Source organism: Pacificibacter marinus (genome assembly GCF_018860665.1).
Lineage (GTDB): Bacteria > Pseudomonadota > Alphaproteobacteria > Rhodobacterales > Rhodobacteraceae > Celeribacter > Celeribacter marinus_A.
This window is the reverse complement of record NZ_JAHKPK010000055.1, coordinates 199,948-221,049: the sequence shown is the minus strand read 5'-3', so window position 1 is coordinate 221,049 and position 21,102 is coordinate 199,948. Positions and strand designations below refer to the sequence as shown.

Sequence of the window (21,102 nt, the reverse complement as noted above, 5' to 3'; positions counted from 1 at the left end):
TCCACATTCCAAAGTATAGAAATAAGCGCACGCCGCCACAAACGGCCACACCATTTCAGTTAAAACCAAAGGATCACTGGGACGCCACACTCACGTTAACGCAACATGTCCTTTGCGGGCAAACCTTTCAGCGCGTCCAAAACCGTTTGCGCGGCAAAGCTGGCAGAGATTTCGCCCTTTGACACCTGCGCTGCATAGCCTTGGATCGCTGATTTCAAAGGCTCGCGATCCAGCTGCCCCAACAGCCCATTACGGATGTCTTGCACAAACCAATATTGCGCTTGATCCGCGCGTGTCTGGGCATAATGCCCCTGCGCTTTGCGCCATTTCACAAGGTTTTGCATATCATCCCAAGCCTCGGTCAAACCCGCCTCTTCAATGGCAGACACGGTCGCCGCTTTGGGAAATCCGTCAGGGTCTTGTGGACGCCTGCGCAACAGATGCAAAGCGCCAGCATAATCGGCGCGGGTGCGCTGTGCGGCGGCTTTCAAATCGCCATCAGCCTTATTGACCAAAATCAAATCGGCCATTTCCATGATGCCGCGTTTGACACCCTGCAATTCGTCCCCGCCCGCAGGCGCAAGCAGCAGCAAGAACAGGTCCGACATCTGCGCCACAACCGTTTCCGATTGCCCCACGCCCACTGTTTCAATCAGCACCACGTCATAGCCAGCCGCCTCGCACAAAAGCGTCGCCTCGCGCGTGCGCCGCGCCACGCCGCCCAATTCCGTTTGCGATGGCGACGGTCGGATAAAGGCATTTTTTTCCCGCGTCAGCAGCTCCATACGGGTTTTATCACCCAAAATAGATCCACCAGTACGCGATGACGACGGATCAACTGCCAAAACAGCGACCTTCAGCCCCTGTTTGACCAACATCATGCCAAAGCTCTCGATAAAGGTCGATTTGCCGACACCGGGCGTGCCAGATAGTCCAAGACGCAAGGCCTCGCGTTTGGATTTTTGCACCAATTCCATCAGTTCAAGCGCCTGCACACGGTGATCGTCGCGCCCACTTTCCACCAAAGTGATCGCCCGCGCCAAAGCACGTCTGTCTCCCGCCACAAGATTTGTCGCTAATTCTTGAATATCCATTCTGAAACCCAGCATCCCCCGCGCAATTTTGCCAAGTGTGCCCCGCATAACGACCCGCTGTCCAGATAGGACTGCCCGTCTGCGGCATTTGGTAAGTCGTTCAAACTTCCCGCCAACCTCAAGCACCATGTCGGCTCTTTCCCTTCGCAAATCAATCCAGCATAAAGAGCCATGACCCGAACGACACTCCCTATTGATGCCGTCTTGCCCGAGCTTGTCAAAGCTGTGCAAACACAAGGCCAAGCTGTGCTGATGGCCCCACCAGGCGCTGGCAAAACCACGCGCGTGCCGCTGGCCTTGTTGCCAGTGATTTCCGGCAAAATCATCATGCTAGAGCCGCGCCGCTTGGCCGCCCGCTCGGCCGCTGAACGTATGGCCGAAACCTTGGGCGAACCTGTTGGGCAGACCGTTGGCTACCGCATGCGCGGAGAGAACAAAACCAACAAAAACACCCGTATCGAGGTCGTAACCGAGGGTATTCTAACACGAATGCTACAATCGGACCCCGAGCTTTCAGGCGTGGGCGCGGTCATTTTCGATGAATTCCATGAGCGGTCTTTGAATGCCGATCTGGGCCTTGCTTTGATCGTCGAAGTGCGCGGCGCCCTGCGCGATGATCTGGCCTTGGTCGTCATGTCCGCCACCTTGGATGCCGGGCCTGTTGCCGATCTGTTGGGCGGTGCGCCGATTGTCACCTCTGAGGGCCGCGCCTTTCCGGTTGAGACCCTTTGGCTGGACAAGCCCGTACCCAAAACCACCCGCTTTGAGGCCGCCCTCGCTGATCTGGTCATCGATGCCGTGAACACGCAAGACGGTTCGGCCTTGGTGTTTTTACCTGGTGAAGGCGAAATCCGTCGGGTTGAACAGCATCTGACAGGGCGTGTCCCCAAAGATTGCGCCATCAGACCCCTGTTTGGCGCAATGAAATTCGAAGCCCAGCGGGCTGCCATCGCGCCTTGCACGACAGGGCGCAAAATCGTGCTGGCGACGTCAATTGCCGAGACCTCTTTGACCATCGAAGATGTGCGCATCGTAGTTGATGGCGGACGGGCGCGGAGGGCGCGCTTTGATCCAAGCTCCGGCATGTCGCGCCTCGTCACCGAACGAGCGTCAAAAGCAGAAGCAGAACAGCGCAAGGGCCGCGCAGGACGTGTCTCGGAGGGTATCTGTTATCGGTTGTGGACCCGCGGCGAAGAGGGTGCGATGCCGATGTTTGCGCCTGCAGAAATCGAGGCCGCAGACCTCAGCGGCTTGGCGATGGAACTGGCCCTTTGGGGCGCGTCTGAGGCCGAGCTTGCGTTTTTAACCCCGCCGCCGCAGGGTCAATTGGTCGAGGCCCGCGCTTTGCTGCACGGGTTAGGCGCGCTTGATGCCACGCAGCGTATCACCGCCCATGGCCGCAAAATCGCCGCCATGCCGCTTCATCCTCGTCTTGCACATATGCTGCAAAAAGCAGGCCAAAACGCTGCAAATCTGGCGGCAATATTGAACGAACGTGACCCACTGCGTGGGGTCGGCGTGGATTTATCCTTAAGGCTCTCGGCTCTATCAAATCGCGATGCCCGTGCGGATCGTGGTGCTGTGGAGCGCATCAAGCTTGAGGCCAAACGCCTACGTGCAGGCCTGCCCTCAGGCCCCGAGATGTCTTTGGGCGAAATGGCTGCTTTGGCCTATCCCGACCGCATCGGCTTGCGCCGCAAGGGCAACCAAGCACGCTATATTATGTCGGGCGGCAAAGGCGCTGTGATGGATGACGGCGATGCACTGGCCGCCACGCGATTGATTGTGATCACCGATACCGATGGCGCGCCACGAGAGGCCAAAATCAGGCAAGCTGTAGCGCTGAGCGACGGTGAATTGCGTGGTCTTTATGGAGACCAGATCGCGTGGCACGACCTGTGTCATTGGGACAAACGCGCCGGCCGCGTGGTGGCGCGGCAGCGTGAAATGTTTGGTGCTCTCACTTTGGATGATCGCCCGTGGAAAGATGCCCCAAGTGCGGCGATTGCTCTTGGGGCTTTGGACGGTATACGCCAAATGGGATTGCCTTGGTCTGCTGCTGCGCGACGTTTTGCGGCCCGTGTGGCACTCATGGGGGACGGCTATCCAGATATGTCTGAACAAACGCTGATGAACACACTGGAAGACTGGTTGTTGCCACATCTCAAAGGGGCCAAAACCGAAGGCGAATTGCGCGGGTTTGACACCACAGAAGCCCTGCGCGCGATGTTGGATTGGTCACAGATGAGCCGCCTCGACACTGAAGTGCCGGGGTCTTTTACCAGCCCCATGGGACGTAAGCTGCCCATCGATTATTCTGGCGAACACCCTGAAATCACAGCGCGTATTCAAGAGATGTTCGGCACAACACGTCATCCCACTGTGGGGCCGCGTCATGTGCCGCTGAAAGTGGTTTTGACCTCGCCTGCGCATCGCCCGATGCAGGTCACGATGGACATCCCGAACTTTTGGAAAACCTCTTACGCCGATGTGCGTAAAGACATGCGCGGGCAATATCCGCGCCACCCGTGGCCAGAAGACCCGACAGTTGCCGATCCAACCCTACGCGCCAAACGGCGCGGGACGTGAGGTTTTTTTTTGGGGGGGGAGGCGGCATTGCGCAATCTGACCCGATAAAAAGAAAAAATACAGATTGTGGTGTTTTGCATCTTGAGAGTTTGTTAGTTTATCAACATGATCACCAAAATTTCCCCAACGTGTAAAAATCTCCTTGTCGAGGAAATGCTAGTCCAAGCTAACCTCGCGATTGAAGCCTACAGTCGACTGCATGAAATGCTGGCGCATCCTGAAACTCAAAAGAAGCGCGAGGTCTGGGCGTTCGTTCAGTCTGCGCTGACGCATACGGCGATGATTTCAAAGTTTATGAAGCCGTCCAATAAATCCCAGCTTTCGGCTGAAAGGGCAAGCTCACTGAAGAAATTACTAAAAGTAGAAGAAGACTCACCAGTCTTCAGCAGAAACGCGAGAAACAACGTTGAGCACCTCGACGAACGGATTGACCTGTGGATCGAGACGGGTGGGACTAAAATGCTAGAATGTGTTTTCGACTCTCGCCAAGACTACGATTTTTTGAATAGACCTAGCTCTGATAAACGAAGCTGGTTCACAAAGCGCGTTTATTTGATCGCGGACGACACATTCTTGTCAGCGGGGCGATCGGGCGTCGAGGAAATTAACATGAAGCTACTGATGGATGAAGTTCGCCGAATTAAACAAGTCGCGGAGTGTTTCCTAAAGGAAGCCTCCACAATTAGGCGCATTTATCCTTGAATCCAATCAGAATTCATTGGCGAAGGTTCTGTCGTTCAGCATAGCCCACCAGCGCAATGTCGGCGGCAATGATCGCAATCGCTCAAATCGATCCACTACAGCCCCACCCAAAAGAAAAAGCGCGAGGTTGCCCCCGCGCTTTTGATCGATTTTAAGACTGATACGCTCAGGAATGCGCGATGTCTGAGGCCCATGGGCCGTGTTGATCTGTCTCGCCCGTGTCCACACGCACGAAACCATGCGCGCCAAAGAAATCGCGTTGACCTTGGACCAAATCGGTTGTGCCGCGGCCTTGGCGCATGGTGTCGAAATAGGCGAGTGCTGCGGCAAAGGCAGGCACCGGCAGACCTTGCAAAGACGCAGAGGCCACGACGCGGCGCAAAGCAGATGCGCCATCGATAATGCGTTGAGCAAAACGAGGGGCGAAGATCAAGTTGCCATGGGGCAGACCTTCGCGCACGGCGGATGCCATTTCGTCCAACATGGTTGAGCGGATGATGCAGCCTTCGCGCCACACTTCGGCACAGCTGGCAAGATCCAGATCCCAATTGTATTCGTCAGAGGCCGCAGACAAGAGATTAAGACCCTGATCATAAGCGATAATTTTGGCCGCCAGCAGGGCTTTTTCCAGATCATCATCTGAGATCGCAGGGGCCGTAGCCGTATCCATTTCAAGGCCTGCGAAGAGGTCTTGCCCAGCGATACGTGTGTCTTTGACCGCAGACCAAGAGCGCGCCGCAACAGCCGCCTCAATCGTCGACGGGGACTGTCCCAATGACAGGGCCTCGATAGCGGTCCAGCGGCCAGTGCCCTTTTGACCGGCCTTGTCGACGATGATGTCCACGATGGGCTGGCCTGATTTTTCATCAATGGTCTGCAAAACCTTACCGGAGATTTCGACGAGATAGGATTTCAGCTGACCTTGATCCCATGTCTCAAACAGCTTGCCGATATCGGCGGCAGAGCGGCCTTCGCCATCACGCAATAACCCGTAAACTTCGGCGATCATCTGCATGTCGGCGTATTCGATACCGTTGTGCACGGTTTTGACAAAATGGCCTGCGCCGTCTGGGCCAAAGTGATCCGCACAGGGCGCGCCTTCGTGCTTGGCAGAGATGGCTTCCAAGATGTCGCGAATAACTTCGAAAGAAGACTTGTCACCACCAGCCATGATAGACGGACCGTGACGCGCGCCCTCTTCGCCACCAGAGACGCCCATGCCGATGAAATTCAGACCGCTGGTGGACAGGGCTGCATCTCGGCGGCGGGTGTCGTGGAAGTTGGCGTTGCCCGCGTCGATGATCATGTCACCTTTGTCGAGCAGCGGCGTCAGGCCTTCGATTACGGAGTCCACGGGACCACCCGCTTGCACCATGATGATAATGGCGCGGGGCTTGGTCAGCGAGGCGACGAGTTGCTCAAGTGTTTTCGTCGGCACCAAGTTTTTCGCCAGATCGCCAGCGGAGGCGATGTAATCGTCCGTCACCGAGCCTGTGCGATTGTAAACTGCGACGGGAAACCCATTTTCAGCGATGTTGAGCGCAAGGTTCGCCCCCATAACACCAAGGCCAATCAGGCCGATGCGCGCTTGTGCCATATGTCATTCACTTTCATATTATGTCGTGCGGCAGCCACCTGTGCGCCGCGTGCATTTTGTTATGTGTGATATGTTAGCGTATGACATAATGAATTGCCATGCCTGCTCTGTCCCTAATCATCAAAATATGTTCCCAAATGTGCCAGTTTAACAGGCAACCTGCGTCATAAAAATGTGCAAGAAAACGCTGGAAAATCGTAGATTGTTGATTATTTAGGGAAAACTCTCTATACTTAACGGAATAATAATAAAGCAGGCATAATTTTCGTTCATGATTTCATTGCTTAAAACCGCTTGGTCTGGCGTTATAGACCCTATGATCAGACGCCCAAACAGGGTGCAATCTGCCGCGCTTTGCTTTCGCAAAAGCAAAGATGGCAAAGAGGTTTTGTTGATCACATCGCGTGAGCGTGGCCGTTGGATTTTGCCCAAAGGCTGGCCGATCAACGGGCTGGACGGCGCAAGTACAGCCGCCCAAGAAGCATGGGAAGAGGCAGGCGTTAAGCCCCTCAAAATCCATAAAAAATCCGTTGGCCAATTCCACTACGACAAAGTTTTAAGCAACGGCGCATCTGCACCGGTCGAGGCGAATGTTTATCCGATCGAAGTGAAAAACCTAGCTGACAATTACCCAGAAGTGGACGAGAGAACCCGTGACTGGATGGCCCCACAAGTGGCGGCCGAACTTGTGGAAGAACCAGAATTGAAAGCGATTTTACGCGCTTTTTAACGTGGATATCTGACCCCTGGGGCAAACGGTGCCCCGCAGTACCCCCGCCCTGCGTTACTGCCGCGTTATCGCCACCTGCCCGCTTGAGGCAAAATTCGATTACGATATAAAGTTACCGTGAATATCCAAAGTTTCTCGTCTTGAAGCGCCAAAAAGCTTGATACAAAGGCCTCGGTCCTTTAGCGCTGCGCTCAATGTAACAGCTTTGTAAAAATTGAGAGCCATCCCATGAGCGCGCCAAACGGCAATCAGTGGAAAACACTGGACAAAGACCTGAACCGTATCAGCCAATTTGAATACGCCCAAACCTATGTGGCTCGCCCGATGGTCGGGCTTGGGGTGGCTTTGGCCTTTATCATCATCGCGGGTCTCATCGCCGGTTTGATCTTTGGCAGTCAACCTGGATCGATGATCATCATAGCTGCCGCCGCTTTGGGCGCTTACATGGCGATCAACATCGGCGCCAACGATGTGGCCAACAATATGGGGCCAGCCGTGGGCGCGAAAGCCCTGACCATGGGCGGCGCGATTGTCATCGCGGCCCTGTGTGAAAGTGCGGGCGCGCTTTTGGCAGGTGGCGATGTAGTGTCGACGATTTCCAAGGGCATCATCGATCCGGCGTCCATTGCCGATACACAGATATTTATCTGGGCTATGATGGCAGCTTTGCTGTCATCGGCCTTGTGGGTGAACCTTGCCACTTGGATCGGCGCGCCAGTGTCCACCACGCATTCGGTCGTGGGCGGCGTCATGGGCGCAGGCATCGCGGCCGCAGGATTTGGCGCTGTGAACTGGGTATCAATGAGCCAGATCGCGGCCTCTTGGGTTATTTCGCCCGTATTGGGGGGCGTGGTCGCCGCTGCATTTTTGGCACTGATTAAGGCCAAGATCATCTATCAAGACGACAAAATCGCCGCCGCGCGGACATGGGTGCCTATACTCGTGGGCATTATGATGGGGGCTTTTGCTGCCTATTTGGCCATCAAAGGTCTTTCGCGGATCGTGTCTATCGACATCCCAACAGCGCTGTTGATCGGCGTGGGCGTGGGCGCGGTGTCCTACATTGTTTCAGCGCCTTTGATCCGCCGCCAATCTGAGGGGCTTGAGAACCGCAACAAGTCGCTGAAGGTTCTTTTTGGTCTGCCTTTGGTGATTTCTGCGGCTCTGTTGTCCTTTGCCCATGGGGCCAATGACGTTGCCAATGCGGTGGGTCCGCTGGCCGCGATCGTGCATGCCAATGAGTTCGGCGAATTCGCCGGCAAGGTGAACATCCCGCAATGGGTGATGATCATCGGGGCCTTTGGAATTTCATTTGGCTTGCTGCTGTTTGGCCCCAAGCTGATCAAAATGGTGGGCAGTCAGATCACCAAATTGAACCCGATGCGTGCCTTTTGCGTGGCCTTGTCTGCCGCGATCACTGTGATCATTGCAAGCTGGTTGGGCCTGCCCGTGTCCTCGACGCATATCGCCGTGGGCGGTGTGTTTGGGGTCGGCTTTTTCCGCGAATGGCATATGGAACGTCGCAAACGTGCCAGCAATGCCAAACGTCCGATTGAGCAGCGCATCGCCGTGGAAGAACGCCGTCGTCGCAAGCTGGTGCGTCGGTCGCATTTCATGACCATCATTGCGGCTTGGGTGATCACCGTGCCCGCGGCAGCTTTGCTGTCGGGTTTGGTGTTTTTATTGCTGTCGAGCCTGTTCCACTAGAGAGGCCCGCAAAGACAGATACAAAAAAGGCGCTCCAACAATTGAGAGCGCCTTTTTTATACGGAACTGTAATCAGGATAGCGTCACGACACGCACCAGCCCATGACGGCTTTTTGCGCGTGCAGACGGTTTTCCGCCTCGTCAAAGATCACCGATTGCGGCCCATCCATCACGGCATTGGTCACCTCTTCGCCGCGATGCGCCGGCAGACAGTGCATGAACACAGCGTCGGGATTGGCCATCGACATCAGCTTACGATCCACACGGAAAGGGCGCAGCATTGCATGGCGACGTTCGCGCGCGGATTGGCTGTCGTGCATGGACAACCAGGTGTCAGTGACCACCAAATCAGCACCGTGCACGGCTTTTTCCGCGTTGCGCTCGATCTCGATCTTCACGCCTTTTTTACGCGCATCGGCCATGAAGCCTTTTTCAGGATCCAGTTGTTCTGGCCCCGCAAAGGTGAAATCAAACCCGAACTGGCCCGCCGCATGAATAAAGGACGCGGCCACATTGTTGCCATCGCCACACCAGACCACTTTTTTGCCCTTAATAGGCCCGCAGTGTTCTTCAAAGGTCAAAATATCCGCCATGATTTGACATGGATGCGTGCGGTTGGTCAGACCATTGATCACCGGCACAGTCGCATATTCCGCCATTTCCAAAAGTGTGCTTTCATCAAAGGTACGGATCATGATCATATCAACATAGCGGGACAAAACGCGGGCCGTATCAGCGATGCTTTCGCCATGCCCCAGCTGCATATCCGCACCGGAAAGCACCATGGTCTGCCCGCCCATTTGGCGCACGCCGACATCGAAGGACACGCGTGTACGGGTCGATGGTTTCTCGAAAATCAACGCGACCATTTTGTCTTTGAGCGGCAGGTCCGCATCAAGTGCCGCTTTGGGCAGGCCCACCCGCGCCTCTTTGGTGGCCCGCGCAGTGTCGATGATCTGGCGCAGGGCTGCAGGGTCAGTGGTGTGAATGTCTAGAAAATGTTTCATAAGATGTTCGTTTCTATCAGCAGATCAAAGGGAGGAAGCCGCCGCATCAAGGCGTTTGACGGCCTCGGCGATGTCCTCGTCGGAAATATTCAAAGGTGGCAGCAAGCGCAGCACATTGTCAGCAGCAGGCACGGTCAAAAGATTTTGCGCATAAGCAGCGTTGACCATATCAATGGGCGCGATTTTGCATTTGAGACCGACCATAAGACCTTGCCCACGCACGGCTTCAAACACATCGGGATGGCTTGCGATCAGGCCTTCCAGTTTTTGATTAAGCAAAGCTGCCTTGCGGTTCACTTCGGCCATAAAGGCAGGGTCAGAGACAATCTCCATGACCTTCAACCCCACAGCGCAGCCCAAAGGGTTGCCGCCATAAGTGGACCCATGGGTACCCGCGACCATGCCGCTGGCAGCATCTTCAGTGGCCAAAACCGCGCCCAAAGGAAAGCCGCCGCCGATGCCTTTGGCGATCATCATAATGTCCGGCGTGATGCCCGCCCATTCATGGGCAAACAGTTTGCCTGTGCGCGCCACACCACATTGCACTTCGTCCAAAACAAGCAGGACATCTTGCGCATCGCACAGCGCGCGCATGTCTTTGAGCATATTATCAGGCAAGGCGCGAATGCCGCCCTCGCCCTGAATAGGTTCAACCAAAATCGCCGCTGTGTTGGGAGTGATCGCGGCCTTGAGGGCGTCCAAATCACCAAACGGCAGATGCACGAAACCAGGCATCAGCGGGCCGAACCCTTTGGTCATTTTATCAGCCTCAGAAGCGGCAATCGCAGCTGTAGACCGGCCATGAAAACAGCCATCGAAACTGACAATTTCGAACTTTTCGGGATGGCCTTTGTCGTACCAGTATTTACGCGCCATTTTGATCGCCAGCTCGGCCGTTTCCGTGCCTGAGTTGGTGAAAAAACAAGTGTCGGCAAAGGTGCTATCGACAAGTCTATCCGCCAGATTTTGCTGTGCGGGTATTTTATACAGATTCGAGACATGCCACAGGGTGTCAGCTTGATCTTTGAGAACCTGCGCCAAGTCTGGATTGGCATGGCCCAGCGTATTCACCGCGATGCCAGCGCCCATGTCCAAAAAGCGTCGTCCGTCAGCCTCGATCAGCCAAGAGCCCTCGCCTTTGACAAATGAAAGAGGAGCCCTGTTATAGGTCGGAAGTACGGACGAAATCATGGTCGTGGTCCTTTAAAGGTGTATTGGCCGTCAGCGAAAGATCAATGGGTGACCTGCAAGCGCGCGGCTGTCAACAATGTGAGATTGATTTTTACGGGGTATGCGAGATTTTCACATGAATTGTGCCGCAATCGGCACGGATGAACGGACGGGAACCGGTTTATCGGCCTCGTCGGATCGAGCGAATATATGTCTGCGCTGTGTTCATAACGGTGAGATAGGCGAGGTTTGGGTTTGTGTCAAAGGGTTTTCAAGCTGCGCCGAGAAATGTGACGATGCAATTATTCGCACCCACTCTGTTTCATGCCTGTTCACATCCCATCGGACCCAAATCGAGTTGGCCCCTATCCAAGTTTGCAGTAAAGACAAAACGAGCCCCCCTTTAGCTTAGGTCCAGACCGCTTATGTCATCACTATGTCAACTTAGAAATGATGCTCTTACAGTGGCCGTCGCGCCTTTGGGAGCGGAAATGCAGTATTTGCGCACGAGTGCGGGTGATGATTTGTTGTGGTCTGGCGATGCTGCGTATTGGACGGGGCGCGCACCGGTTTTGTTCCCCATAGTGGGTCGCGCGCCAGAGGACATGATCGCGGTGGGCGACCATAGAGCGCCGATGAAACAGCACGGTTTTGCCCGTCGCTCAGTGTTTGAAGTGGTTGAGCAGACAGAAACGATGTGTCGACATCTGTTGACCCAAAGCGATGAAAGCCGCGCCGTCTATCCGTTTGATTTTGATTTGGAAATCAGGCATGAGATCAAGGGCGCGACGCTGCATGTCAGCGCAACAGTACGCAACACGGGTGTCAGCCCGATGCCGTTCGGGTTCGGGTTTCATCCAGCGTTTCGCTTTCCCCTGCCCCATGCGGGATCAGACGCGCATCACGTGACGCTGGCAGACAAATCCAGTCCCGATATGCGCAAAATAGACGATGGCTTGCTGCGCGCTCAGGTGATTGAAAGCCCTTTCACACAAGGCGATTTAGAGCTGCACGATGAGATGTTTGCCGAGGATGCGTTGGTGTTTCCCAACGGCGCGCGAGCGCTGCGCTATGGTCCAGCCACCCCGTCAGGCAAGGGCATCTCGCTTGACTTTGAATTTACAAACCTGCCCGATTTGGCGCTTTGGCGGCCCCTTGGGGCACCGTTTTTATGCATCGAGCCATGGCACGGCACCGCGCCTTATATCGGCGACAGCCACCAAATCGCAGAACGCCCCAACAGCACCACGCTGGCGGCGGGCGGTGAGGCGAGGTTTGGCTATGCGGTGACGGTCTCTGCCTAAGGCAGCGCGGCACCAATGGCACCGCGCTACAGATTTATTTCGGCAAACCGTTTTTGAATTCCACAACTTGATGCGGATACGGGATTTCGATGTTGTTGTCTTTGAGTGCATTCCAGATCAAAAACAGCACATCTGATGAATATTTATTGTCGCCGTCGTCCAAGCCGTTGACCCAGAATTCCACCCCGAAATCGATGCCGCTGTCGCCAAAGCCCCGCAATTCGCAATCGGGCGGATAGGGCAGATCAAGGATATCAGGATGGGTCGACACGGCCGCCTCGATCAGCGCAGGAACGGTGTTTATGTCAGTGTCATAAGACACAGAAAACGCCACTTCGAACCGATTGGCAGAGCCGCTATCAGAGTAATTCACCACGCGGGTGGTGATAAAATCCTCATTGGGCACCACGATCCAGCGGCCATCAAAGGTCTCTAGAATGGCTGCACGGGCGGTCATTTTGACGATTTTGCCCTTTTCGCCGCCATCCAGTTCAACGTAATCGCCCACAGTGGCTTGGCCCTCAAGCAACAAAATCACGCCAGAGATAAAGTTCGACGCGATACGTTGCAGACCAAAACCGATACCGACACCGATGGCACCACCTAGCACGGCCAAAGTCGACAGATTGATGCCCATGATGTTCATCAACAGCAAAAACGACAGGCCGAAAATGATGATCTCGGCAGCTTTGGAGGCCAATTCACGAGTCGCGGGACGCATGTTGTCTTGAGCGATAATATAATTGCGGCTTTGCCCTGTCGACCAACGCCCCAGCCAAAACAAAATCGACCCGGCGATCACACCGCGAATAACCGACAACAGCGAAAACTGGATATTGCCAGCGCCCACAATCGTCTCGGACAGCTTAAGCATCACCGGATCAAGCAGACCCAAAGTGTACAAAATTGCTATGGGCATCAAAGCGAACTTGCCCAACAGCTTGAGGAACGGATCTTTCAGGATCGACTGCACCAAGGCGCGCACAGCGAGCAGCAAAAACACCCGTTTGCCAAAGGCGATCACAGCGCCAGAGCCAAAGATAGACCGCGTGACACCTTCGCCAAGACCGGTGAGGACATAGGCCAGAAGCGGCAGGCCCAGCGGCAAGAACAGCACGGCAAAGCGACGCGCTTCAACAAGCAGCCCTTTGGCCTCATCGTCCTTAGGCGTTAAAAAACGGCTCACTTTGGGCATCAATTTACCCGCCAGATAGCGCGCCAGAACATAAGCCACGACAAGCAGCGCAAATTGTGACCACGCTGCGGGGCTAAGCAACCAGCCCTTTGCAAGCTCTAGCCCTTGATCAAAATAGTTATAGGCTTGATGCACAAAAGGCGGAAAATCGGCGGGGAAAGGCGATGTGGCTTGGTCGGTCATAAAGGGCTCCGGTGGTTCGCATTTTCTTAGCGATACCTCAAAGCCGATCTAAGGGGAAAGGCCAAGTGACAGTTCCCGCAAAAACGTTTTCCGAATGGGCCAGCGGATCAATTGGCTGACAAAAATTTCGAATTGCCCACCGCGCGCGCACTGCCCGATGATCCGCCCACAGAAATGCGCCGCGTCACCACGGGTTTGGGGGCTGCGCTATAAGACCCGCTGGCAATCTGGCGTTTCAGGGCAGGCACGATGTCGAGCAAAGACATGCCATGGCCGACGCTGCGACTGCCACGGGTCGATCCGGCAGAGACCACAGACACGATACGCTTGCGCCCCCCGTCCAAGGCGAACACAGGCGCGCCAGAAGAGCCAAACGTGATATCACAATCAAAGTCTAACAGGCCTTTCGCGTAGGTCAGAACATTGCAAGCGCGTTGCACAGACAAAGCACCATTGCGCCCCTGCCCATAGGACGCGACCGCCAATTCGCCATTTTTTATGCCAGAACTGTGCAGCGCAAAAGGCGTCGCCAAAGAGCGCGCAATCGGATTGGCCAATTGGATCAGCGCCACATCTTTGCGCACCATTTCGCCCGTGACCTTTGTTCCATTGAAATAGTCCGGCGACACAGCCACCTGCTGCCCGCGCGAAGCCGCTATAAAATCACCATTGCGCAGACCCGCGCGAAACAAAATGTTCTTCGGTTCAATGATCTTCTTACTGTTCTCATAGACCACACAATGCGCCGCTGTGAGCACCAAATCCGGCGCAATCAACGCGCCGCTACAGGTGCCGATGCCTGAAACATCCAGACGCCCGACACCCTCCCAACCGATCAGTTCGGCGCGCCGATCTAGGCGGTCTAGGTCTTTGGCTTGGGTGTCAGCGGTCTGTGCGTGCAGCGGCCCCATCAGACCTGCGCACAAAACGACGATGGGTAAAATAACCCGCTTTGGGATGTCTAAAATGCTAAAAAATGCCATAGCGCTGATGCGTCCTCATCTATGAATGAGACCGATATGCCGTGAAAATTGGGCAAGAATAGGGTTGAGACCGCACATTTTCATGCAGTCTCACAGCTTTTTCATCACCCGTAGAGCTAAGATTTTAGCTTGGTGCCGCGGTTGAACAGCACCCAACAGGCCAGCAAAATCGTGAAAGTCACGGCGCTCACAATCACCAGCCCCAGAACAGGCGAAGAGTCCGAGCGACCAATCATGCCGTAACGCACCCCGTCGATCAGGTAAAACACGGGGTTGAAATGGGTGAGCCCGCGAAACCACGCAGGCAGGCCTTCGACCGAATAGAACGTGCCTGACAAAAACGCCAAAGGCGTGATGATGAAATTGGTGATCGCCGCCATCTGGTCAAACTTTTGCGAAACGATACCTGCAATCACGCCAAGCCCGCCCAACATCAAAGCCCCCAAGGTGACAAAGATCAGGGCGTATGTTGGATGTGCCAGACCCAGACCAACAGCCAAAGCCATGCCGATCCAAATCGCCACCGCCACAACCAACCCGCGCGCCAAAGCGCCCGCCATATAGCCCAAGACCAATTCAAGCGGCGACAAAGGCGGCATCAGCGTGTCGACGATATTGCCCTGAATTTTCGACACCAACAAAGATGAGGACGTATTGGTAAAAGCGTTCTGGATCACCGTCATCGTCAAGATACCAGGCGCCAGAAAGTGAATGAACGGCACGCCCATCACATCCCCCCGATTGGGACCAATCGCGAGAGTGAAAATGGTCAAAAACAGCCCTGCTGTAATCAGCGGCGCCAGCACAGTTTGCGTCCATACCGTTGTAAAGCGCAAGACTTCACGCAACGCCAAAGTGTACAGGCCCAGCCAGTTCACCCGACCAAACCGCCGCACGCCCATCGCCAGTTCGGCGTCAGCCCCTGTCTCAAGCCCCGATTGTGTCGATTTTTTTGCCTGTGCCATCGTTTATTCCTCTACTGAGTCGCTGCATGCGCTTGTAACCTGTCTCAGCCTGTTTAAAATAGAGGCAGTAAGACTTCTAAAAGAGTTTCCTGCGCAAAAGCCCTTTGCACAAAGGCGCAAGGCCGGCTTTCGCGTAACTGCGCTTGCTCGTCCGCGCCGCTGGGTGTAGGGATGCAGGCCAATTGAGCGGGTAACCCGCCCGCGACACGAATGATGCATAGCCCACGGCCTTTGGTTGATTTGGCCGTGCGAAGTACAAGGAACGACCATGTCCTGGACCGATGAGCGCGTCGAGCTGTTGAAAAAAATGTGGGGCGAGGGCCAATCTGCCTCGCAAATCGCCAAGGAACTTGGTGGTGTCACCCGCAACGCCGTGATCGGCAAAGTGCACCGCCTTGGCCTGTCCAATCGTGCTGGCACAACGGCAACTGCAAAACCGGCTGCGGCCAAACCCAAAGCGGTCGCCGCCAAACCCAAGGTCGAGGCAAGTGCCGCACCAAAGGCAAAAGCCAAACCCGCGGCCGCTGCGCCAGCGGAACCTGCCGCCCCTGCGCCACGGCCAAACCTGCCAGCGCGCCGCGCGATTATTCCTGCCGGTCAACCTTTGCCACCGCAGCCTTCGGCCAATGAGATTCCGGCAGAGGCTTTGGCAAAAGTTTCTGAGGTCGAAAAGAAGGCCAAAAAGATTTCTGTTATGGAACTTACCGAAAAGACCTGCAAATGGCCCATCGGTGATCCTGCGACAGAAGAATTCTGGTTCTGTGGTCTGCCTGCGCAAACGGGCAAACCCTATTGCGAAGCGCATGTTGGCGTGGCTTTCCAGCCGATGTCTTCGCGCCGAGATCGTCGCCGCTAAGGCGTAAGGCGATCCGCGTATAAAATTTTGAAAGGCCGCTCTTTTGGGCGGCTTTTTTCATGACCGATCGCCTTAGGATCACGCCGCAACGCGCACAGCCCCCTGCCAAAACCGCCGTTATGTGCGGCCAGCGCACCGAAGCTGTGCGACCAAGGGGGTTATCAAACACCCTTGTTGGGCTTAGTTTGCCTGCAACACCATAATTTTAAACGTTTGAAAGGCCCAATGCCCATGGCGCCCATTATCTCGATCAAAGACCTGACAAAGACCTATGCCTCGGGCACCCCTGCCCTAGATGCGGTGAACTTAGACATCGAAGAGGGCGAAATCATCGCTCTGCTTGGCCCCAATGGCGCGGGCAAAACCACGTTGATCGGCGCGATTTGCGGCATGGTCAAAATCACCTCAGGCACGGTCAGCGTCGGCGGGTTCGACGTGGAACACGATCCTCGAAAAGCCCGCGCGCAAATCGGGTTGGTCCCGCAAGAAATTGCGCTCGATATTTTCGAGACTGTTTGGAATTCTGTTAAAATGACTCGCGGCTTATTCGGCTACAAACCCGATGACGCTTATCTTGAAGGCATCCTTCGGTCTTTGTCTTTGTGGGACAAAAAAGATTCCAAAAACATGGAACTTTCAGGCGGCATGAAACGCCGCGTTATGATCGCCAAAGCCCTATCGCACGCCCCCAAAGTGTTGTTTTTGGACGAGCCCACCGCTGGCGTCGACGTGGCCTTGCGCCGCGATATGTGGGAGGTTGTGCGCAAGCTGCGCGACGAGGGTGTGACCATCATATTGACCACCCATTATATTGAAGAAGCCGAAGAAATGGCCGACCGCATCGGTGTGATCAATGCTGGAAAAATCTTGCTGGTGGAAGACACGGCCACCTTGATGCAAAGCTTTGGCCGCAAAACGTTGAAACTGTCGCTTGTGGACCCTTTGTCCACGACCCCTGTCACGCTTTCAGACTACGATCTTGCGCTATCTGATGACAAAATGACCCTCACCTATTCCTACGACACCCGCGCCGAACGCACTGGCATCACGCGGTTGATTTCTGATCTGGCCTCGACTGGCATTTCGGTGCGCGATTTGGAAAGTCATCAAAGCTCGCTTGAAGACGTCTTTTTAACATTGGTGGAGGAAAAATCATGAACTGGCTCGCCATTAAATCCATATACACCTCTGAAATGAAACGGTTCTTTCGCACTTTGAGCCAATCCATTTTGTCACCTGTTTTATCTACGGTGCTATATTTCGTTGTCTTCGGCGCAGCCATCGGCGGACGCATTCAAGAGGTCGGCGGCATCAGTTACGGCGCTTTCATCGTGCCCGGTCTGGTGATGCTCACCGTGCTGCAGCAATCCTTGTCCAACGCCTCTTTCGGGATCTATTTCCCCAAATTCACAGGGACTATATTCGAGCTGTTCACAGCCCCTATTTCCTTTGTCGAGATTCTGATCGGCTATGTCGGCGCGGCAGCCAGTAAGGCGATGATCATCGCCTTTGTCATCTTGGCCACAGCGACCTTTTTTGTCGATTTGCATATCATCCATCCGTTTTGGGCGCTTGGGTTCTTGGTTTTAACCGCTGTCAGTTTTTCGCTTTTGGGCTTTATCATCGGCATCTGGGCCAGCAATTTCGAACAGTTGCAGATCATCCCATTGCTTGTCGTCACCCCCTTGGTGTTCTTGGGCGGCGCGTTTTATACGGCGGATATGTTGCCCGGATTTTGGGAAGTCTTGGTCAAATTCAACCCCGTACTCTACCTGATCTCAGGCTTTCGCTGGTCTTTCTTTGAAGTCTCAGACGTGCCCGTGGGCGTGTCCTTAGCCGCGATTACGATCTTTTTGGTCTTATGCATCTCTGCTGTGGCGTGGATTTTCAAAACCGGATGGCGGCTAAAGCAGTAAACTGAACCACACATACCGATACAAAGGGGGCCAAGTGCCCCCTTTATGTTTGACGCCCCCATTGTGCCTGCGCTTTCCTCCCCCAAATGAGCATAAAACCACGCATGACGGGGGTTTCGCGCTGCATTCAATCGGAGTACATGAAGATATGAGCCAGAACCCACCCAGCCTCCGCCCCGATCTCGCCCCGCAACCGCTTGTTGACGCCGCGATTACCAAAAAACGCCAAGACCAGCCCACAATCGGCATGGTCTCTTTGGGTTGCCCCAAAGCACTGGTCGACAGTGAGCGGATTTTGACGCGGCTGCGTGCCGAGGGCTATGCCATTTCCCCCGATTACGTCGGCGCGGATGCGGTTGTGGTCAACACCTGCGGGTTCTTGGACAGTGCCAAGGCCGAAAGCCTTGAGGCGATTGGCGAAGCCTTGCAAGAGAACGGCAAGGTCATTGTAACGGGTTGTTTGGGCGCTGAGCCTGAATACATCACGGGCGTGCATCCGAAAGTCTTGGCCGTCACTGGCCCGCATCAATACGAGCAGGTTTTGGACGCCGTGCATCTGGCCGTGCCGCCCTCGCCTGATCCCTTTATCGATTTGTTGCCTGCGCGTGGTGTGTCTTTGACACCGCGCCATTTCAGCTATTTGAAAATCTCCGAAGGCTGCAACCACGCCTGTAAATTCTGCATCATCCCCGACATGCGCGGCAAATTGGTGTCGCGCCCTGTGCACGGGATTTTACGCGAGGCGGAAAAGCTGGTTGAGGCTGGCGTCAAAGAATTGCTGGTGATTTCGCAAGATACCTCGGCTTATGGCTTGGACCGTCGTTACTCCACCCACCCATGGAAAGACCGTGAGGTCAAAAGCCACATTACCGATCTGACCCGCGAGCTGGGCCAGCTTGGTGCGGCAAATGATCTGTGGGTGCGCTTGCATTACGTCTATCCCTATCCCCATGTGCGCGATCTAATCCCGATCATGGCCGATACCTCGAACGCGATTTTGCCCTACTTGGATATCCCGTTCCAACATGGCCACCCTGATGTTTTAAAACGCATGGCGCGGCCTGCGGCCTCGGCTAAGGTCCTGGATGAGATCGCCGCTTGGCGGTCCGATTGCCCTGATATTACCCTGCGGTCCACCTTTATCGTCGGCTACCCCGGCGAGACCGAGGCCGAATTTGACTATATGCTGGACTGGCTGAAAGAGGCCAATCTGGACCGTGTGGGCTGTTTTAAATATGAGAACGTCGCAGGTGCGCGCTCGAACGCCCTGCCCGATCACGTCGCGGAAGAGGTCAAACAAGAGCGCTGGGACCGTTTCATGGAAGCGTCACAGGCGATTTCAGAGGCCAAATTGGCGGCCAAAGTCGGCCAGACCATGCAGGTCATCGTGGATGATATTGACGAAGACGGTATCGCCACCTGTCGCACCAAAGCCGACGCCCCCGAGATTGATGGGAACTTGTTTATTGATGAGGACACGCAAGGTTTGAGCGTTGGGGATTTGGTGACTGTCGAAGTTGATGAGGCGAATGAGTATGATTTGTGGGGTGCACTTCGTTAGAAAACGCTCGAGGAGCGTTTTCCGAAGTGCACGCGTCAGCGCGTCAAAGACGCGATGCCGCAGGGTACATTTGATCTGGGGGATCATTTTTCAGAGGCAACGCGCGTAAGACCCGACAGGGTCGGAGCTCTGGGTTGTTTGCCTTCAGAAACATATTGCGAAGGAAACGATCTTGAAAAAGTTAAATTTTTTAAAAAGCTTCCCTTTTGGAGTATTCATCGGCCTAGAAATCGCGATTTTATTTTGCTGGATTTTAGATTCTAGTTTGCGCAACGAAATCAAACAAAATTTGATACAACTTCTTACAATAAGTGTAACGCTTCTAGCGGCAGGGATTGCGACTCTCGGCGTGTTTCATACTGTTGATCAGCAAGAAATTCACCGACGCGAAGAGCGCAATAATAGATTGAATGCAGCTAGAGCGCTCCTTCCTCACTCCTTAGCTAGCCTCAACACCGTAGTAGAAAATGGTATCAAATATTCAAAAACCTATTGCTGGAATGATTGGAAAATAGCACACCCTGACTATCTGGATGAGATTTCAATCTCTGAAGAAGTCTTTCAGAATTTGAAGGAGTGCATTGAACATTCGGATGAGTTGGCAGCAAGATGGCTGACACTCGCTATAAGCAGGTATCAAGTGTGTCATTCACGCCTACGAAGTAGGCCGCAAGATTTTTCGGAAGTAGAAAACGGGACCATGGTGGAGGCAAGTTATGCTACGTATATCGCAGAGCAATTTGCGGACTGGTTACTTCTCAAGCAAATAGTCGGTGTGTTGTTCGACTTTTCACGGGGTAATGAGGCCCTACCAAACCAAATAGCTGCAAACGCCTACACCCTTCCTCTCGGTGACGAACCCACTGGAATATCCGAACTGGCCCTTGAGAAAATTACTGCACGAATTTCAGGAAATCGACTTACGCTAACCGCGCTTGAAAGATAGCCCCCCAGCGACTGACCCTGGGTGGGTGCTTTAGCGCCCTTCATTCTTACCTGCACGCCTTTGGCGGGACGGGGAAGGTCAGGCGCTGAGCGATGCGTGCATCGCTCGGGGAGAGGTGTGAGGGCGGTGTTCACAGTATTGACCCAATAGACATTGCAGACCAAGCTCCCCCCAAAGGGAGCGCATCATGACCAAGACCTATCAAGACCTGCTGAGTGAGGCTTACGACCAAATCTCTACGATCCCAACCGAACTCGCCATCGATTTGGTGGGTGACCCAGATACGCTCATTGTTGATCTGCGCGACAGGCGGGAGTTGGAGCGGGAGGGCAAGATCGCGGGCGCGTTTCATTGTCCGCGCGGGATGCTTGAATTTTGGATCGATCCGTCTAGTCCCTATCACAAACCCGCATTGGCAGAAGCGAAACAGATCGTGTTTTACTGCGCCTCCGCGTGGCGATCCGCGCTGGCGGCGAAAACAGCGCAAGACATGGGATTTGAAAACATCGCCCATATAGAGGACGGCTTTGGCGCGTGGAAGGCTGCTGGCGGGGCGATAGAAAGTGTCGCAGCCAAATAGCATGGTTCTTTGACCAA

At 54.6% G+C, this 21,102-nt stretch carries 18 protein-coding genes; 11 read left to right on the top strand and 7 right to left on the bottom strand.

The genetic code is table 11. The annotated features are described in order from the left end of the window. Positions 1-95 precede the first annotated feature (95 nt). Positions 96-1,094, bottom strand: coding sequence for a methylmalonyl Co-A mutase-associated GTPase MeaB (meaB, locus tag KO497_RS15050; protein ID WP_215944765.1), 999 nt, complete (start codon positions 1,092-1,094; stop codon positions 96-98). 171 nt (positions 1,095-1,265) lie between these two features. Between meaB and hrpB the strand changes: the two genes are divergently transcribed. Together hrpB and KO497_RS15040 are read left to right on the top strand one after the other, a co-directional pair. Further along, the gene (gene hrpB / locus KO497_RS15045) at positions 1,266-3,683 is read left to right on the top strand and encodes an ATP-dependent helicase HrpB (RefSeq protein WP_215944764.1); all 2,418 of its coding nucleotides are present in this window, start codon (positions 1,266-1,268) and stop codon (positions 3,681-3,683) included. Positions 3,684-3,788: 105 nt separating this feature from the next. Continuing rightward, the gene (locus KO497_RS15040) at positions 3,789-4,385 is read left to right on the top strand and encodes a hypothetical protein (protein WP_215944763.1); all 597 of its coding nucleotides are present in this window, start codon (positions 3,789-3,791) and stop codon (positions 4,383-4,385) included. A gap of 166 nt (positions 4,386-4,551) precedes the next feature. Here KO497_RS15040 and gndA read toward each other — a convergent pair whose 3' ends face one another. Beyond that, positions 4,552-5,982 (bottom strand): NADP-dependent phosphogluconate dehydrogenase, encoded by a 1,431-nt coding sequence (gndA, locus tag KO497_RS15035; RefSeq protein ID WP_215944762.1) that lies wholly within the window; start codon positions 5,980-5,982, stop codon positions 4,552-4,554. Positions 5,983-6,253: 271 nt separating this feature from the next. Here gndA and KO497_RS15030 point away from each other — a divergent pair, with 271 nt between their 5' ends. Both KO497_RS15030 and KO497_RS15025 read left to right on the top strand, forming a co-directional pair. Then, positions 6,254-6,712: an NUDIX hydrolase gene (locus KO497_RS15030; protein WP_215944761.1), complete on the top strand. Its 459-nt coding sequence runs from the start codon at positions 6,254-6,256 to the stop codon at positions 6,710-6,712. Positions 6,713-6,940: 228 nt separating this feature from the next. Beyond that, positions 6,941-8,419, top strand: a complete 1,479-nt coding sequence (locus tag KO497_RS15025; protein WP_215944760.1) for an inorganic phosphate transporter — start codon at positions 6,941-6,943, stop codon at positions 8,417-8,419. Positions 8,420-8,502: 83 nt separating this feature from the next. Here the strand turns inward: KO497_RS15025 and argF are convergent, their stop codons facing one another. Both argF and KO497_RS15015 read right to left on the bottom strand, forming a co-directional pair. Further along, positions 8,503-9,426, bottom strand: a complete 924-nt coding sequence (argF, locus tag KO497_RS15020) for an ornithine carbamoyltransferase (protein ID WP_215944759.1) — start codon at positions 9,424-9,426, stop codon at positions 8,503-8,505. A 24-nt stretch (positions 9,427-9,450) separates the two neighbouring features. Beyond that, positions 9,451-10,617 (bottom strand): aspartate aminotransferase family protein, encoded by a 1,167-nt coding sequence (locus KO497_RS15015; protein ID WP_215944758.1) that lies wholly within the window; start codon positions 10,615-10,617, stop codon positions 9,451-9,453. A 404-nt stretch (positions 10,618-11,021) separates the two neighbouring features. Here KO497_RS15015 and KO497_RS15010 point away from each other — a divergent pair, with 404 nt between their 5' ends. Further along, positions 11,022-11,900 (top strand): aldose 1-epimerase family protein, encoded by an 879-nt coding sequence (locus KO497_RS15010; RefSeq protein ID WP_215944757.1) that lies wholly within the window; start codon positions 11,022-11,024, stop codon positions 11,898-11,900. Positions 11,901-11,934: 34 nt separating this feature from the next. Here KO497_RS15010 and KO497_RS15005 read toward each other — a convergent pair whose 3' ends face one another. From KO497_RS15005 to KO497_RS14995, 3 genes are all read right to left on the bottom strand, one after another. After that, positions 11,935-13,278 carry a mechanosensitive ion channel family protein gene (locus KO497_RS15005; protein WP_215944756.1) on the bottom strand — a complete coding sequence of 448 codons (1,344 nt, stop codon included), beginning with the start codon at positions 13,276-13,278 and terminating at the stop codon, positions 11,935-11,937. A 107-nt stretch (positions 13,279-13,385) separates the two neighbouring features. Next, positions 13,386-14,261: a trypsin-like serine peptidase gene (locus KO497_RS15000; protein WP_215944755.1), complete on the bottom strand. Its 876-nt coding sequence runs from the start codon at positions 14,259-14,261 to the stop codon at positions 13,386-13,388. A 116-nt stretch (positions 14,262-14,377) separates the two neighbouring features. Next, entirely contained in the window at positions 14,378-15,163 is a 786-nt protein-coding gene (locus KO497_RS14995; RefSeq protein ID WP_215944850.1) for an ABC transporter permease, read from the bottom strand. A 331-nt stretch (positions 15,164-15,494) separates the two neighbouring features. Here KO497_RS14995 and KO497_RS14990 point away from each other — a divergent pair, with 331 nt between their 5' ends. From KO497_RS14990 to KO497_RS14965, 6 genes are all read left to right on the top strand, one after another. Next, a complete protein-coding gene (locus KO497_RS14990) occupies positions 15,495-16,082 on the top strand; it encodes a GcrA family cell cycle regulator (RefSeq protein WP_215944754.1) in 588 nt (195 codons plus the stop codon). Between the two features lie 231 nt (positions 16,083-16,313). Continuing rightward, positions 16,314-17,240 carry an ABC transporter ATP-binding protein gene (locus KO497_RS14985; RefSeq protein ID WP_215944753.1) on the top strand — a complete coding sequence of 309 codons (927 nt, stop codon included), beginning with the start codon at positions 16,314-16,316 and terminating at the stop codon, positions 17,238-17,240. Further along, a complete protein-coding gene (locus tag KO497_RS14980; RefSeq protein WP_215944752.1) occupies positions 17,237-17,998 on the top strand; it encodes an ABC transporter permease in 762 nt (253 codons plus the stop codon). The genes KO497_RS14985 and KO497_RS14980 overlap by 4 nt, the downstream gene beginning before the upstream one ends. Before the next feature lie 148 nt (positions 17,999-18,146). Then, entirely contained in the window at positions 18,147-19,559 is a 1,413-nt protein-coding gene (gene rimO / locus KO497_RS14975; RefSeq protein WP_215944751.1) for a 30S ribosomal protein S12 methylthiotransferase RimO, read from the top strand. Between the two features lie 172 nt (positions 19,560-19,731). Then, complete coding sequence (locus tag KO497_RS14970) at positions 19,732-20,505, top strand: hypothetical protein (RefSeq protein ID WP_215944750.1); 774 nt, start codon at positions 19,732-19,734, stop codon at positions 20,503-20,505. Between the two features lie 187 nt (positions 20,506-20,692). Continuing rightward, entirely contained in the window at positions 20,693-21,085 is a 393-nt protein-coding gene (locus KO497_RS14965) for a rhodanese-like domain-containing protein (RefSeq protein ID WP_215944749.1), read from the top strand. The last annotated feature ends 17 nt before the right edge of the window (positions 21,086-21,102 follow it).

What these genes read in the sequence shown, in the direction of transcription:
- meaB (WP_215944765.1), bottom strand. Translation starts at nt 1,094, where the DNA reads ATGGATATTCAAGAATTAGCGACAAATCTTGTGGCGGGAGACAGACGT.
- hrpB (WP_215944764.1), top strand. Translation starts at nt 1,266, where the DNA reads ATGACCCGAACGACACTCCCTATTGATGCCGTCTTGCCCGAGCTTGTC.
- KO497_RS15040 (WP_215944763.1), top strand. Translation starts at nt 3,789, where the DNA reads ATGATCACCAAAATTTCCCCAACGTGTAAAAATCTCCTTGTCGAGGAA.
- gndA (WP_215944762.1), bottom strand. Translation starts at nt 5,982, where the DNA reads ATGGCACAAGCGCGCATCGGCCTGATTGGCCTTGGTGTTATGGGGGCG.
- KO497_RS15030 (WP_215944761.1), top strand. Translation starts at nt 6,254, where the DNA reads ATGATTTCATTGCTTAAAACCGCTTGGTCTGGCGTTATAGACCCTATG.
- KO497_RS15025 (WP_215944760.1), top strand. Translation starts at nt 6,941, where the DNA reads ATGAGCGCGCCAAACGGCAATCAGTGGAAAACACTGGACAAAGACCTG.
- argF (WP_215944759.1), bottom strand. Translation starts at nt 9,426, where the DNA reads ATGAAACATTTTCTAGACATTCACACCACTGACCCTGCAGCCCTGCGC.
- KO497_RS15015 (WP_215944758.1), bottom strand. Translation starts at nt 10,617, where the DNA reads ATGATTTCGTCCGTACTTCCGACCTATAACAGGGCTCCTCTTTCATTT.
- KO497_RS15010 (WP_215944757.1), top strand. Translation starts at nt 11,022, where the DNA reads ATGTCATCACTATGTCAACTTAGAAATGATGCTCTTACAGTGGCCGTC.
- KO497_RS15005 (WP_215944756.1), bottom strand. Translation starts at nt 13,278, where the DNA reads ATGACCGACCAAGCCACATCGCCTTTCCCCGCCGATTTTCCGCCTTTT.
- KO497_RS15000 (WP_215944755.1), bottom strand. Translation starts at nt 14,261, where the DNA reads ATGGCATTTTTTAGCATTTTAGACATCCCAAAGCGGGTTATTTTACCC.
- KO497_RS14995 (WP_215944850.1), bottom strand. Translation starts at nt 15,163, where the DNA reads ATGGGCGTGCGGCGGTTTGGTCGGGTGAACTGGCTGGGCCTGTACACT.
- KO497_RS14990 (WP_215944754.1), top strand. Translation starts at nt 15,495, where the DNA reads ATGTCCTGGACCGATGAGCGCGTCGAGCTGTTGAAAAAAATGTGGGGC.
- KO497_RS14985 (WP_215944753.1), top strand. Translation starts at nt 16,314, where the DNA reads ATGGCGCCCATTATCTCGATCAAAGACCTGACAAAGACCTATGCCTCG.
- KO497_RS14980 (WP_215944752.1), top strand. Translation starts at nt 17,237, where the DNA reads ATGAACTGGCTCGCCATTAAATCCATATACACCTCTGAAATGAAACGG.
- rimO (WP_215944751.1), top strand. Translation starts at nt 18,147, where the DNA reads ATGAGCCAGAACCCACCCAGCCTCCGCCCCGATCTCGCCCCGCAACCG.
- KO497_RS14965 (WP_215944749.1), top strand. Translation starts at nt 20,693, where the DNA reads ATGACCAAGACCTATCAAGACCTGCTGAGTGAGGCTTACGACCAAATC.